The organism is Enterococcus sp. AZ194 (assembly GCF_051713825.1).
Classification (GTDB): domain Bacteria; phylum Bacillota; class Bacilli; order Lactobacillales; family Enterococcaceae; genus Enterococcus_K.
The window spans coordinates 923,829-938,812 of the sequence record NZ_JBIOQR010000001.1; the positions used below are offsets into that span (position 1 = coordinate 923,829).

Here is a 14,984-nt window from a genome sequence, read left to right on the forward strand (position 1 = left end):
ATTCACGGTCGAGTCATGTATGTGGCTCGTGGATTGAAATTTCCAAATCCGCTAACTTTGTCTTGCTTAATTCGTCGAGTCATGTATGTGGCTCGTGGATTGAAATATCGCATTGAGTACTCCTAATCGATGGTTAAGTCACGTCGAGTCATGTATGTGGCTCGTGGATTGAAATGGATAAGCCGCCTTGTATGCCCTTGTGCCGTTCAGTCGAGTCATGTATGTGGCTCGTATTTTTTTTGCATAAATTTTATTGATTGTAAGCAGTTTTCTTTCATGATTGATTTTTTTCGAATATACTTCGGATAGAAGGGACGTGATTTGATGAAAATTACTAGAAAAGGGCAAGTGATGGAAGCACCAGGTGTACAACCTGCTGTAGGAGATAAGGCACCAGGTTTTTCATTGGTAAACATCAAGAAACAAATTGTTCATCTGTCTGATTTATTAGGTAAGCCAGTGTTGATTAGTGTAGTTCCAGATATTGATACACGCGTTTGTTCCATTCAGACGAAACGATTTAATCAAGAGGCAGCCAAAGAAACCGGGATTCATTTCGTGACGATTTCTAACAATACACGCGAAGAACAAGCAAATTGGTGTGCAGCTGAAGGTGTTGATATGTTGATGCTTCATGATCCTGAATCCATTTTTGGGCAGGCGTATGGGCTGTTTGTTCCTGAAACAGGACGGTTTGTTCGGTCTATTTTTGTGGTAGATGAGAAGGGGACAATTGCCTATGAAGAGTTGGTTGAGGAACAAACGAATGAACCTGATTACAGTAGAGCATTGGAAGCTGCTAAAGAGTTAGTAAAAAGCTGAATTGACTTTGAAAATACTTCGTTGTAAAATGAATCAAGGTGAAGAACAAGAGGAGTAGCTGAGTGTTCATTTTTTAGAGAGAAAATCGGTTGGTGGGAGATTTTCAGATGGAGCCAGTGAAGGTAGCTTGGGAGCTGTTTGGTTTGAATAGGAAGTAAAATCAGACGAGTCGTGATCGTTAACTCACGCATTAAGAGGCAGGAGAGACCTGCAATTTAGGTGGTACCGCGTAAACTACGTCCTAAAATACGAAAGTATTTTAGGGCTTTTTTTTATCTAAACTAAAGGAGGAACACAAATGACTGAAACAGAGGAAAACAATTTGTCAACAAAATATAACCCTCAAGAAGTAGAAGCAGGTCGTTATGAGAAATGGTTAGAACAAGATTTATTTAAGCCTAATGGGGACAAAAAAGCTGAGCCGTATTCAATTGTTATTCCACCACCAAACGTGACAGGGAAACTACATTTGGGACATGCTTGGGATACAACTTTACAAGATATGATTATCCGTCAGAAACGGATGCAAGGATTTGATACACTTTGGTTGCCTGGGATGGACCATGCCGGAATTGCAACACAGGCTAAAGTAGAAGAAAAATTAAGAGAGCAAGGAATTTCTCGCTATGATTTAGGAAGAGAAAAATTTGTTGATCAGGTGTGGGAGTGGAAAGAAGAGTACGCGAGCCATATTCGTGAACAATGGGCCAAAATGGGCTTATCTCTTGATTATAGCCGCGAGCGTTTTACTTTAGATGATGGTTTGTCAGAAGCGGTTCGTAAAGTTTTCGTGACTCTTTATGAGAAAGACTTGATTTACCGTGGCGAATATATTATTAATTGGGATCCTAAAGCTCGTACAGCGTTGTCTGATATTGAAGTGATTCATAAAGACATTGAAGGAGCCTTTTACCATATGACGTATCCATTGGCGGATGGTTCAGGTGTGCTTGAAATTGCAACTACACGACCAGAAACGATGCTTGGCGACACGGCTGTGGCGGTTCATCCAGATGATGAACGTTATCAAGCGCTTATTGGGAAAACGGTTATATTACCATTAATCGACAAAGAAATTCCGATTATTGCGGACGAATATGTGGATATGGAATTCGGAACAGGAGTTGTAAAAATCACGCCTGCTCATGACCCAAATGACTTTGAGGTGGGCAATCGTCATGATCTTCCTCGTGTAAATGTTATGACAGAAGAGGGGACCATGAATGAACTTGCTGGTAAGTACGCAGGAATGGATCGTTTTGATGCACGTAAGCTTGTGGTTTCTGACTTGAAAGAAATTGGTCGTCTAGTAAAAGTTGACACAATGGTTCATAGTGTCGGTCACTCTGAGCGAACAGGGGTCGTTGTTGAGCCTCGTTTGTCTACGCAATGGTTTGTTAAAATGGCACCTTTAGCGAAAGAAGCGATGGAGAATCAAGAAACAGAGAATGCCGTAGAATTTTTCCCTCCACGTTTTGATCAAACCTTTATTCGCTGGATGGATAACGTGCATGATTGGGTTATTTCTCGTCAACTTTGGTGGGGGCATCAGATTCCTGCTTGGTACCACAATGAAACAGGTGAAATGTATGTAGGGATGCAAGCGCCAGAAGACGTTGAAAATTGGACACAGGATGTTGATGTCCTAGATACTTGGTTTAGCTCAGCTCTTTGGCCGTTTTCAACAATGGGCTGGCCGGACGAAAAGAGCGAAGATTTCCAACGTTATTTCCCAACAAGTACACTCGTTACAGGCTATGATATTATCTTCTTCTGGGTAAGTCGTATGATTTTCCAAAGTTTAGAGTTTACTGGCAAACGTCCATTTAAGAATGTTTTGATGCATGGTTTGATTCGTGCCGAAGATGGCCGCAAGATGAGTAAGTCTCTTGGAAACGGAATTGACCCAATGGAAGTCATCGAAAAATACGGGGCCGATGCGCTAAGATGGTTCTTATCAAATGGTTCTGCGCCAGGGCAGGATATGCGTTTTAGTTATGAACGAATGGATGCCTCATGGAACTTCATTAACAAAATTTGGAATGCTTCACGTTTTGTATTGATGAATGTTGAGGGAATGACGGTTGAAGAAATTGATTTAACAGGCGAGAAAACAGTGGCTGACCGCTGGATTTTGACACGCCTAAATGAAACCGTTGAAAAAGTAACTGATTTGTTTGACCGCTTTGAATTTGGCGAGGCAGGTCGTCAGTTATATAATTTCATTTGGGATGATTTCTGTGACTGGTATATTGAAATGAGTAAAGAAGTTCTTTACGGTGAAAACGAAGCATCTAAACAAACGACGCGCAGTATTTTGGTATACACATTAGACCAAATTTTACGCTTATTACATCCAATTATGCCGTTTGTAACAGAAGAAATTTGGAGCAACTTACCACATGAAGGTGTGTCGTTGGTTATCGCCGATTATCCGGTGGTTCACCCTGAATTTGATGACAAACAAGCAGCTAATGGAATGGAAGTGCTAAAAGAGCTAATCCGCGCAGTCCGAAACATTCGTTCAGAAGTGAATACGCCGTTATCAAAACCAATTACTTTATTAATCAAAGCAACAGATGAAACAGTTGGTAAGTTTTTAGCGGAGAACACAAGCTATATTGAACGTTTCTGTAATCCAGAAGAGTTAGTGATTGCCGCTGAACTAGCGGTGCCAGATTTGGCGATGTCAGCTGTTTTAACAGGGGCAGAAATCTATCTTCCGTTAGCGGGATTAATCAATATTGAAGAAGAAATCACTCGTCTTGAAAAAGAATTGAAGAAATGGGATGGCGAAGTGAAACGTGTTCAAGGCAAACTTTCAAATGAACGTTTTGTCGCAAACGCCCCTGATGAGGTGGTGGCTGTTGAAAAAGAAAAAGAGAAAGATTATCTTGAAAAACAAGCAGCTGTTAAAGAACGGATTCAAAGTCTACGCACAATTGGCTAATTAGTGAATATGCGACAAAAATTGATAAAAATTAGAGTCTGTTGCGGCAAACTTTAGTTTGTAGACTGTTTTATGGCTTATGTTAAACAACAAAGGTGAGATTTTTCATCTTTGTTGTTTTTTTGACATTATTCATTTCAAAATTTGCTATAATGGCAGTGAAGGAGTGATACGATGACTATTGAAGAAGCAATTGAATGGATTCACAGTCGTCTGCCATTTGGCTCTCGACCTGGATTAGACCGTGTAAATGCGTTACTGGATCGTGTAAATCATCCAGAAAAGAAAGTACCGACTATTCATATCGCGGGGACGAACGGAAAAGGCTCTACTGTAACGGACCTTCGTTGTTTATTGGAGGAGGTTGGGCTTAGCGTAGGAACCTTTACCTCGCCTTATATTGAACGATTCAATGAACGAATCGCAATAAATGGCCACCCTATTTCTGATAAACAATTTATTCAGTATGCAGAAAAATATCAAGTGCTCGTGGAGAAGATGGATCGTGAGCAAGAGGTTTCAGGGATTACTGAATTTGAGACACTTACAGCGATGGCTTTTGATTATTTCCTTCAAGAAAAGGTGGATGTAGCGATTATTGAAGTTGGGTTAGGTGGTCTATTGGATAGCACCAATGTAGCCGTACCAATGTTAACAGCCATCACTACGATTGGTTTGGATCATACGGATATTTTAGGAGATACTATAGAAGAGATTGCTTTTCAAAAGGCTGGCATCATCAAGGAAGGGATTCCTGTGGTTACGGGAAATATCTCTGAACAAGCGATGGCCGTCATTTTGGAAGAAGCAGGAAAAAAACAGGCACCTGTTCGACAATATGAAAAAGATTACCGAGTTGAATACTTGCATCCTGATGAACGGTGGGGGGAAGTTTTTAATTTTTACAACGAAGCAGGACGTTTGATCAAGCTAAAAACTAGCCTGTTGGGTAGACACCAAGTGGAAAATGCTGGTGTGGCAATCGAGCTATTTTATCAATACTGTGCGCTCAAAGGACTCACTTTTCAACAAAGAGAAATTGCGTCGGGCTTAGCCAATGCTAGATGGCCGGGACGAATGGAACGGTTGAGTGAAGAACCGTTAGTTATTTTAGATGGTGCCCATAATGAACATGCGATCAGGCGATTGGTTCAAACGATGAAGAAGGAATTTAAAGGGTACGAGCTTCACATTTTATTTTCAGGCTTAAAAACTAAAAATATCGAAGAGATGTTGACCTTGTTAAAAACCATTCCAAATGTTCATATCTATTTAACAACGTTTGATTATCCACGGGCTATTGAGCTCAAAACGTTTGCGCATTTGGCTGATGAACAACTAACAATTGTTTCATTGTGGCAATTTGGCTTAGCAGAAATATTAGAAAAAATGGATAGTGAGAACTTGTTATTGGTGACGGGTTCACTCTATTTTGTATCTGAGGTTCGAGAATTTTTATTAACAGTAGGGGGAAATGATGACTAAAGTAAATGGTGTAATTTTTGATATGGATGGACTAATTTTTGATACTGAAATGATTTATTACCAAGCGTCTCAAGCGGTCGCTGATACACTTGGTATGCCGTTTAGCTTAGAAAGCTATATTCAATTTATTGGGATTTCAGATGAAGAATTGGAAGAAAAGTACCATGAGTTTTTTGCCGAGTTTGGTAAGGAAACCATTCAAACGTTTATCAACGATTCTTATGAAAAAACGTTATACCTGTTTTCAAATGATGGAGCCAAACTAAAACCGGGAGTCAGAGAGTTGATTGACTTCTTAGAAAAAAACAATATTCCACGCGTGGTCGCTTCAAGTAACAATCGACCAACTATCGAGATGTTATTAGATAAGGTTGGTTTGAAAGAAAAATTCACTACGATTGTTTCTGCTGAAGATGTCACTCGAGCAAAACCAGACCCCGAAATTTTTGAAGTAGCTTGTCAAAAGCTGGGATCAAAAAAAGAGGAGACCTTGGTTTTAGAGGATTCTCGCAATGGGGTACTAGCTGCAGAGGCGGCAGGAATTCCCGTAATGATGGTTCCTGATTTGGTTCCACCAACTGCAGAATTAGAAGAAAAATCACTCGATGTAGTAGAGACGTTGTTCGATGTCATTACTTATCTTGAGAATAAATAAAAATCAACCAGCTCCTTTGCGTAGTTTAGTTATGAGACGATGCAAAGGAGTTTTTTTATGAAAGAAAAGCTATTAATAAAAGAAGTACCAGATAGTTCTCTTCCAAGAGAGCGCCTAATTAGGCAAGGAGAGAAATCTCTTTCTGATCAAGAACTGTTAGCGATTTGTCTAAGAACAGGACAACATCCTATACATGTGATGGATTTAGCAGCAAACGTACTAGGTAGATTTATGAATTTATACACATTTAAGGGAGCGACTATCGAAGAGCTAATGGAGATAAAGGGAATTGGTAAAGTTAAAGCAATAGAGATCCGAGCGCTTATTGAGTTGGGGCGTCGAATGGAGGAGGCCAGTCAACCTAAAGTTGGGAAGATTCGGGCAAGCTTTGATCTTGCTCAACAGCTGATTCATGAGTTAAAAGACTACCAGCAGGAGCACTTTATTTGTTTTTATTTGAATACCAAAAACGAGATTATCCAAAAGGAAACATTGTTTGTTGGCTCCCTGAATCAAAGTGTGGCACACCCACGTGAGATTTTCCACGGGGCAGTAAGGTATCATGCAGCAAGTTTAATTATTGCTCATAATCATCCATCGGGGGATGCGACTCCCTCAGGACAAGATATTATGTTTACGCAGCGATTGAGTCAATGCGGGGAAATGATGGGAATTGAATTATTGGATCATATCATTATTGGGCATAGTACGTATACCAGTTTAAAGGAAGACGAATTATTAAAGAAAAAATAAGGGCTATATCTTGCAAAACCAAAAATTCAACGGTACAATATTAACTGTAATCTTGTTGGGCAATAGAAGTTGTAACACCAGTGACGCCTCTATCGGACTCGAGCAATGTTACAATTAATTAAGTGCTTTAGCACGAGGAGGATATTTATTATGGAACATGGTACAGTAAAATGGTTTAACGCTGAAAAAGGATTTGGCTTCATCTCTCGTGAAGACGGAAGCGACGTATTCGTTCACTTTTCAGCAATTCAAGGCGACGGATTCAAAACTTTAGAAGAAGGTCAACCAGTGACTTTCGACGTTGAAGATTCAGACCGCGGCCCTCAAGCTGTAAACGTAGAAAAAAACTAATTTAATTTTCATATAAAACCCATTTTCAAATGGTGTTGTTTCAAATTAAATTAAGAAAAGAGGACATTTCGGTGTCCTCTTTTTTGCTGCTCAAAATTGTTAGGAACTTTTCCAGCACCAGAATTGTTTAAAAACTATTTGACAACAGATAAAATCACATGGTATTCTGTCAAAGTAGTTGATTAACAACGTTTGTTCTTTTTTAGAGACAGACGACAAATATTTAAAGAAAGGAGAGGCATGATTATGACAAACACAAACGTGAACAAACAGAAAGAATTGAGAATAAAAAATGATTATACAGCTGGTGACGCAAGTGTGTGGTGCAAGAAAATTTTCATGCACTCTCACTAACATAGACTTAAGTATAGGCAGGAAGACCCGTTGATCATTTTTTTGTGATTGAGGGGTTTTTCTGCTTTTTTAGAGGGAACAGATTAACGGAGGTGGGTCCAATGATTGGAACGAAAAAGAAAATGAGAATAGAACAAAGGGATAAATAATTGAGTTGTTTTCCTGATTAAGGGAGTTTCAACTGTTATTTCTATCCCCAATTTTAATAAGAGAATGAGGAATTAGAATGTTAACAGTTAAAGGAAAATATAATGAAGCAAAAATTTATACAGATGCGGTTAGTGAGACAACGATTGGGCAAATTATTACGTTGTGCAGTCAATCATTTACTCAGAGTAGCAAAATTCGTATTATGCCAGATACACATAGCGGCACTGGTTGTGTGATTGGGACGACAATGACCATTGGCGATAAAGTGGTGCCAAACTTAGTGGGTGTGGATATTGGCTGTGGCTTATATGTTGTCAAACTGAAGAAAAATTGCAAGTTAAGCTTTGATAAGCTAGATCGGATTATCAGAACTAGAGTACCGAGTGGAAACCAAGCGCATCAGAAGCCTGTAACGGAATTTGAGTTAGGGGAGGTTCATGCACCTATCCATAAGGGCTGGGTGCTGCGAAGCTTAGGGACTTTGGGTGGCGGCAATCATTTCATAGAAGTTAATGAAGGGCGCGATGGGTATTATTTAGTTATTCATAGTGGGAGCCGAATATTAGGAAAAGAGATTGCCGAGTACCATCAAGAACAAGCTTTTCAAGAATTGTCTCAACAACGAAAAGAGTTGAAAATAGAAAGTAACAAAGCCGAAGCGCAAAAAAATGAAGAATTGGCAAGACAGCTTTGGGAGGAAAGAGAAGCCTTAAAAATTCCTTATGAGCTTTCTTATTTGGAGGGGAATTCTCTTGCAAACTACCTATCTGATATGCAGATTGCCCAACGGTATGCAGCAGAAAATCGCCGCTTGATGGCAGAAGTCATCTTAAAGGGAATGAAGTGGCATAAGTCAGTGGTTGAGAGCTTTGATTGTCCTCATAATTATATTGATTTAGAGAACGGCATTTTACGAAAAGGAGCTGTTTCTGCTCAAAAGGGTGAACAGCTGATTATTCCACTGAATATGAAGGATGGGAGTATTTTAGGTAAAGGCAAAGGAAATCCAGAGTGGAATTATTCTGGTCCACATGGTGCAGGAAGACAATTGAGTCGTTCAGAAGCAAAAAGGAAGTTGAGCCTGGAAAGCTTCCAACACACAATGAAACAAGTCTGGACAACCTCGGTTTCTAAAAAAACATTGGATGAATCACCGAAAGCTTATAAGCCTGTAAAACCATTATTAGAAGACCTTCAATCCGCTGTTGATGTAGAGGAGATTATTCGTCCGCTATATAATTTTAAAGGATAAGGAAGTAGTTGGCCTAGCAAGTCAAATCACTTATCTGGTGAGTTTGGTTAAAAGTTTTCGCTAGTAATAAAGTAGAACAAAACCCCTGCAAATGATTGATTTGCAGGGGTTTTTAGACTTTAAATCACCGAATTATTATATTGTTGCAACTTGTTTCAATCGTTTATATTATGTAAGTTTTTTAGACAGCAAACTTTTGAGCAAAGAGCTGTGTAGTTTCATGTAAACCACTATGTAAATCGATTTCCTCTTCATTATATGTGTGTGTATGTGCGCGTTGTGCGGCTTTTCCTAAAGTGTAGAACCAGAATAAATCAAATAGTTGGTCTAACTGATCAGCTGAGATATTCTCGTACTCAGGGATGGAGATAACCAAATTGTTAAAATGAACACTAATTAACTCTTTCATTAATGGTCGACAGGTTTCATCAATCAAGAAGAAACGGTCAAACTCATCGGGGTTTTCCTGAGCGTATTGGCAAATGATCTCAGAAAAAGAAGGCAAGTCAGTTCGCTCTTTATCGGTTAAAAATTGTTCAACCGTTTGAATGATATACTCACTAGTAGCCGTTTTAAAGATAGTCAGATTTTCAAATTCTCGATAGATAGGCTGAGTTGAACAAGAAATGACCTTGGCAACTTTTCTGGCATGAAAATGTTTGAAACCTTCATCAACGACTAATTGATAGGCACCCTGTAGAAGCTGTTCGCGATAGATTTTTTTTGTTCGAACCATATTGATTAACTCCTTTATAGTTATTTTTTGTGAGGTGAATAAAAGGAAGCAGCTAAGAAAAATAGACAGGTGGTACGATAAATGCAAGTTTCCACTAACTATTTAGCACTTGTTAATATAGATTATTAGCAAACTAGAACAAGCAAACCCTCTATTCTTAGAGAATACCATAAGAATTTATTAAAAAATCATCATAAATTGGCAAGGAAGTTACCACTTTATAATAAAAGTCTGATAGAATAGTATTGTGGGGAAAAGAATCTATAAACAAAAAAATATATTTGGTTATTTTATAGAAGACCACCAACTATATTATCTATTTTTATGAAATGGGATGTGTAAATTGATTAAGAAGTTATTAAAACAAAGTACGGGGAAAAAATTAGAACTATTTCGATATATTATCATTCAAAAACCAGTTTCGATTAAAGAGCTAATGGATGTCTTTCAGTTTTCAAGAACAACAATTAAACGAATGCTGCAGGAAGTTTCAAGTGATTTAGAAAGTTTGGGAATTGAAGGAGATATTGTTCAATCGGCCAACTTCTCCTATTCTTTTGTGAATCGAACAGAGGATCTTTCAAGAATTTATCATCAGCTGACACTTTTTTATTGTCAACAGAGTACCGTTTTTCAATTATTGAAATTGAATTACTTGGAATCTGACTTAACAGTATCTGATTGTTGTGAGAAAATGAATATTTCAGAAGCCTACTGTTATAAGGTTATTAATGAAACCAATCAATTTTTAAAGGATTTTCATATCAAAATTGTGACACAACAAAAGACGCTGACCTTTGATGGAGAGGAAGCTTCGATTCGGCTATTGGGGTTTTATTTATTTAGTCATACATATCTTGGCGTAGAATGGCCGTTTATACATATTGAGGAGCAACAGATTACTCAGCAATTAACGGTTAGCTATCGAAATTTTCTAGATAAGAAGTCATTTTCCGAAAAACAGACCCTTTATTTTTGGTATGCAGTGAATTCTTTACGTGCCTCAAAAGGGTATATGATTGAGGAGATGGATGCACAAACGCAAGAAATTTTACGACTTATCTCAATTGACTACCCAATTTTTAAACCAAAACAGTTATATAATTTTGAAATTACGCCAGAAGATTACCAAAAGGAACTGTATTTTAGCACGTTTATTGTACAAGTTCAGTTGTCTAAAGTTTTTGAGTTATCGGGGCATTTGAGGAAAATTGGAAATCAGATTCGTAAACTTGATTATCCAATTGTTCACCTACTTCAACAGATTATTTCTGAGTTTGATCAGCATTTTGACTTATCTATGTCAGAGAATGAAATTTCGCTACTCATGTATCAGATGGTCTTTCCGTTTATTCGGGATAGGTATGTCAGCTACGGGAAAGATAAATTTGTGGAAGTAATCTATCATTATGCATCGTTAGATTATGCTGTATCCAAACGACGAATTTCGGTGATTGATTTTTTAGATTATTTTGCAAAAGAGAAAAGTCCAAAAGAATACAAGTTTTTTGTTTCCAATAATAAGATTTTTATCGTCGGAATTTTATATGCAACGCTGATTCGTTTAGAAAAAAAACAAATCAGAATCTATATCCACAATTCATTAAAAGGAATGTCTGGGGAGTCGTTGATTCGCTATCGTTTGGAAAATCTATTTAATCCGAAAACGGTGAGAATTGTTAATCATATTGAGGAAGCGGATTTGATTATATCAGATTCCATGGAAGAGGAACGGAATCCAAAAACAAAAATATTCTTTTTGGAGGATTTAAACAATCAGTATCAATGGGAGCATTTGTTTGATACGATTTTAGCGCTTTTGGAAGAGCGAGTTGTTGTTAATACAAAAGAAATGTTACATTAGTTCAAAGATTGTGATTGAAAACATGAAATGAACACATCAGAAAGTCAGCGCGATGAGCTAACTTTCTGATGTGTTTTTTTCTGAAACTAGTAAAAAATACAATGGGGGTTTTTGTTTGGGCTACATAAGGTGAAGCGAAGCATACAAAGAGTTAATATAATCTGAGCCTATACTAGAGTTAATAACTAGTTAAATAATCTGCGTATTTGTCATGTAGTTGAATACCAGATTTAAGTGAATTTCCTGACAAGTCATCTATTAAATCAAGTGTAAGAGTTTCAGCTGTATAACCATCAATTAATTCTAAAATTTTAAATATGGTGTCATAGGTTAAATTATAAGCTGTCTCTTTCGTCATGTCGTCAGGAGAATACTTTTGAGAACTAACAACTTGTTCTTGAATCTGTTGCAATTTAGAGAAAAATAGCAGTTGTTCATTGGTCATATCAGTGCTCCTTTTTAAAAATTCTAAATCTTGTCAGGTAAGTAGATAGTAAATAGGAAACGAAACATTCAGGAGTCTCTTCATGCTTGTAACAAGGTTTCTTATAGAAGTGATTATTTTTGGAACAAGTAGAGCTCTAGTTGAGTGGTAAAAATAGCTATCCCAGCTAATAAAAGCTAGAAAGGAGTCTTTCACATTACATATCTAAGCAAAAAACGCATTCCTCTTCTAGTAATTCGCCAGTTTTGTAGAACCCGAATGACTCATATAAAGAGATCGCTCTTTTATTTTCCGGGCGGGTACTTAGAAATATCTTTTGACAATTAAGACTAGTAACCATCTCATTTATAATAAAAGAGAGACTTTTTTTACCAAGACCTTTGTTCTGGTGTCGATAGTCTATCATTAGTCTGCAAAGTTCATAGCGGTTAGTTTCTTGGTCAAATCCGTACATGGTAAATCCTACAGCCTCACTATTATATACGATTCCTTTTGTGCTCCAGGTGCCTTCGTAATAAGTTTGTATCAGTGAGTATGCATTAGAGGAGACAAAGTCTGCTCCTTCGTCTCCAGGGTACATAGAACAAAATATATCCCAGTTCTCTTCGCCGATATTAATTAGTTCTAACGAGGTCAGTGGTATTTTCTCCTTCCAGAATCCGAGTTAACTCGACAAATAAAGCAGATGAATATTTTTCTCGAAATTGTTGTTCATATTCTTTTGCTTCTGCGCGTGTATCGAATTTTTTCTTTAGTTTCATCGTTTGGGTTTTGATTTTTATTTTGTTTCCCTTACGTTTGATAAGTTCGTCGACAATTTCTTTAACGAATTGCTCTTTTTCTGCTTTGTTCATTTTGTCACTCCTTAGAAAGTCATAGGCCATATTTGTTTTACAGGATCTGATTGCACGCACCTTACAGAACTTACACAAAAGGAGCTGTGCTAGTTTGCGCAGCTCCTAAAAGATTAGTTATCTGGGGTCATGATCATTGGTAAAATCATTGGATGACGTTCTGTTTTTTCAAACAAGAAAGGTTGTAAAGCACCTGTCATCGCATCTCGAAGTTTAGCTTCTGTACAGTCTGGCGCATTTAAGACTTCGCGTAAGGCGTGGAATAAAATTCGTTGCCCCTCACTAATCATCTCGCCAGATTCACGCATGTAGACAAATCCTCGTGATAAAATATCTGGTCCAGCTAAAACTTCTTTTTTCGCAATATCGACGGTTGCAACAGCAAGCACCAATCCTTCCTCAGAAAGGATTCGACGATCGCGTAAGACAACATTTCCAATATCACCAACACCATTTCCGTCAACGTACACATCTCCAGCATTAAAATGTCCGGCTACATGAGCATTGTCGGCAGTGAGTGCTAACACATCACCGTTTTCCAAAATAAAGCAGTTCTCAGCTGGAACGCCTGTATCTTGTGCTAAGGATGTATGAATTTTAAGCATTCGGAATTCACCATGGACAGGCATAAAGTATTTTGGCTTCATTAAACGAAGCATTAATTTTTGTTCCTCTTGCCCACCGTGTCCAGAAGTATGGATGTTATTGATCTTTCCATGTATCACTTCAGCGCCGGCTTCAGATAATAAGTTAATTAAATGATTGACGCTAGTTGTGTTTCCTGGAATAGGAGAACTTGAGAAAATCACTGTGTCGTCTGGTTGAATTTGAATTTGACGATGGGTTCCATTGGCAATTCGGCTAAGAGCGGCCATGGGTTCCCCTTGAGAACCAGTACAAAGAATCATCGTTTCATTGGCTGGCAATCGATTAATCTCATGTGCGTCAACAAAGGTTCCATCCGGTACGTTAATGTAACCTAACCGTTGACCGTTGACAATCGCATTTTCCATACTACGCCCAAAGACAGCAATTTTTCGTCCGGTTGCTACAGCCGCATCGGCCGCTTGTTGGAGGCGGAAGATGTTTGAAGCAAAACTGGCGAAAATGACACGACCATCGATTTTTTCGAAAATTCGTTGAATCGATGCACCAATTGTTTTTTCTGATTTAGTGAATGTTGGAATCTCCGCATTTGTACTATCTGATAGTAAACAAAGAACGCCTTCTTCACCAATACGGGCCATCTTGTGTAGGTTAGCGGGTTCTCCAACTGGCGTAAAGTCGAACTTAAAATCTCCAGTTGCGACGATATTTCCAGAAGGGGTTTTAACAACCACACCTAATGCATCAGGAATACTATGAGTCGTGCGGAAGAAACTAATGGTTGTTTTGCGGAAACGAATAATCGTTTCTTCATTAATCTCATGCATCTCAGCATCTCTTAGTAGGCCATGCTCATCTAATTTGTTTGTAATCAGAGCAAGTGCTAAAGGACCTGCATAAATAGGAATATTCGCTTGACGCAGTAAATAGGGAACGCCACCGATATGGTCTTCGTGCCCGTGAGTGATGACCAACGCTTTGACCTTTTGAATGTTTTGGATGATATAGCTATAGTCTGGAATAACATAGTCAATCCCTAAAAGATCATCTTCAGGAAATTTAATTCCCGCATCAATCAAGATAATCTCATCTTGGAATTGTACCCCATATGTGTTTTTTCCAATCTCACCCAAACCACCAATTGCAAAGACGCCTGTTTCATTATTTTTAATAAAAGGCTTCATCCTAAAACTCCGTTAATGTGAATTCAGCATTTTCTTTTTCATACTCAAGATGATTTCCGTCTAGAGTTTGTACGAATTCAATGTTGTACGGGGTATTGTCTTCGACTAATTGGCGAGCAATCACTTCTGTGTCTGCTTCAATGTATAGAGAGTGTGTTTGTTCTCTCTTTGGGTTACGCTCTTTTGTTTCTTGGTAATAAACTTTGTAAATCATATAGTTCGTCTCCTTTATCTATCTTCTGCTTTTTGCAGTAATCTAACTAGTTGACCTTCTTTTGCACAGCAAAAAACGGGGGGCATAGCCGCCACCTAAAGTTTACTCTGTATGCTTCTTCTGATACATTTTTGTAATCAAAAGAAGAGAAAGCCTCGACATTGCTTTCTGCTAATCGTAATACTTTTCACCGGACATTTTGTATGCAAGATACAACAATTATAGATATTTTATCATAGAATAATTGATAAGTATAGAAACTAGCGTGAGGGATTTAGAAGAATTTAATGAAATTGAATAAAAAATGGA

General features: G+C 38.0%; 14 protein-coding genes and 1 other annotated feature. Of the genes, 8 read left to right on the top strand and 6 right to left on the bottom strand.

Features of this window, described 5'->3' with window-relative positions; translation table 11 throughout:
- The first annotated feature begins 324 nt into the window (after positions 1-324).
- The 7 genes from tpx (at position 325) to IGI37_RS04415 (ending at position 8,772) form a co-directional block, all read left to right on the top strand.
- Positions 325-822, top strand: coding sequence for a thiol peroxidase (gene tpx / locus IGI37_RS04385; RefSeq protein ID WP_438760219.1), 498 nt, complete (start codon positions 325-327; stop codon positions 820-822).
- A 32-nt stretch (positions 823-854) separates the two neighbouring features.
- Positions 855-1,069: a binding site (T-box leader), on the top strand.
- A 51-nt stretch (positions 1,070-1,120) separates the two neighbouring features.
- Entirely contained in the window at positions 1,121-3,772 is a 2,652-nt protein-coding gene (locus IGI37_RS04390) for a valine--tRNA ligase (protein ID WP_438760220.1), read from the top strand.
- A 174-nt stretch (positions 3,773-3,946) separates the two neighbouring features.
- Positions 3,947-5,257 (top strand): bifunctional folylpolyglutamate synthase/dihydrofolate synthase, encoded by a 1,311-nt coding sequence (locus IGI37_RS04395; protein ID WP_438760221.1) that lies wholly within the window; start codon positions 3,947-3,949, stop codon positions 5,255-5,257.
- Positions 5,250-5,912: an HAD family hydrolase gene (locus IGI37_RS04400; RefSeq protein WP_438760222.1), complete on the top strand. Its 663-nt coding sequence runs from the start codon at positions 5,250-5,252 to the stop codon at positions 5,910-5,912. The genes IGI37_RS04395 and IGI37_RS04400 overlap by 8 nt, the downstream gene beginning before the upstream one ends.
- Positions 5,913-5,969: 57 nt before the next feature.
- Positions 5,970-6,665, top strand: coding sequence for a RadC family protein (gene radC, locus IGI37_RS04405; RefSeq protein ID WP_438760223.1), 696 nt, complete (start codon positions 5,970-5,972; stop codon positions 6,663-6,665).
- A 150-nt stretch (positions 6,666-6,815) separates the two neighbouring features.
- Positions 6,816-7,016 (top strand): cold-shock protein, encoded by a 201-nt coding sequence (locus tag IGI37_RS04410; RefSeq protein ID WP_161842864.1) that lies wholly within the window; start codon positions 6,816-6,818, stop codon positions 7,014-7,016.
- 580 nt (positions 7,017-7,596) lie between these two features.
- Positions 7,597-8,772: an RtcB family protein gene (locus tag IGI37_RS04415; RefSeq protein ID WP_438760225.1), complete on the top strand. Its 1,176-nt coding sequence runs from the start codon at positions 7,597-7,599 to the stop codon at positions 8,770-8,772.
- A 181-nt stretch (positions 8,773-8,953) separates the two neighbouring features.
- Here IGI37_RS04415 and IGI37_RS04420 read toward each other — a convergent pair whose 3' ends face one another.
- Positions 8,954-9,508, bottom strand: a complete 555-nt coding sequence (locus IGI37_RS04420) for a TetR/AcrR family transcriptional regulator (RefSeq protein ID WP_438760226.1) — start codon at positions 9,506-9,508, stop codon at positions 8,954-8,956.
- A gap of 343 nt (positions 9,509-9,851) precedes the next feature.
- Between IGI37_RS04420 and IGI37_RS04425 the strand changes: the two genes are divergently transcribed.
- Positions 9,852-11,372: a helix-turn-helix domain-containing protein gene (locus IGI37_RS04425; protein WP_438760227.1), complete on the top strand. Its 1,521-nt coding sequence runs from the start codon at positions 9,852-9,854 to the stop codon at positions 11,370-11,372.
- Between the two features lie 178 nt (positions 11,373-11,550).
- Here the strand turns inward: IGI37_RS04425 and IGI37_RS04430 are convergent, their stop codons facing one another.
- The 5 genes from IGI37_RS04430 to IGI37_RS04450 form a co-directional block, all read right to left on the bottom strand.
- Positions 11,551-11,817 (bottom strand): hypothetical protein, encoded by a 267-nt coding sequence (locus tag IGI37_RS04430; RefSeq protein WP_438760228.1) that lies wholly within the window; start codon positions 11,815-11,817, stop codon positions 11,551-11,553.
- Between the two features lie 196 nt (positions 11,818-12,013).
- Positions 12,014-12,397: a GNAT family N-acetyltransferase gene (locus IGI37_RS04435; RefSeq protein ID WP_438760229.1), complete on the bottom strand. Its 384-nt coding sequence runs from the start codon at positions 12,395-12,397 to the stop codon at positions 12,014-12,016.
- A gap of 34 nt (positions 12,398-12,431) precedes the next feature.
- Positions 12,432-12,671 carry a hypothetical protein gene (locus tag IGI37_RS04440; RefSeq protein ID WP_438760230.1) on the bottom strand — a complete coding sequence of 80 codons (240 nt, stop codon included), beginning with the start codon at positions 12,669-12,671 and terminating at the stop codon, positions 12,432-12,434.
- Between the two features lie 113 nt (positions 12,672-12,784).
- Entirely contained in the window at positions 12,785-14,461 is a 1,677-nt protein-coding gene (rnjA, locus tag IGI37_RS04445) for a ribonuclease J1 (RefSeq protein ID WP_438760232.1), read from the bottom strand.
- 1 nt (position 14,462) lies between these two features.
- Positions 14,463-14,675 carry a DNA-directed RNA polymerase subunit epsilon gene (locus IGI37_RS04450; RefSeq protein ID WP_438760233.1) on the bottom strand — a complete coding sequence of 71 codons (213 nt, stop codon included), beginning with the start codon at positions 14,673-14,675 and terminating at the stop codon, positions 14,463-14,465.
- Positions 14,676-14,984 lie beyond the last annotated feature (309 nt).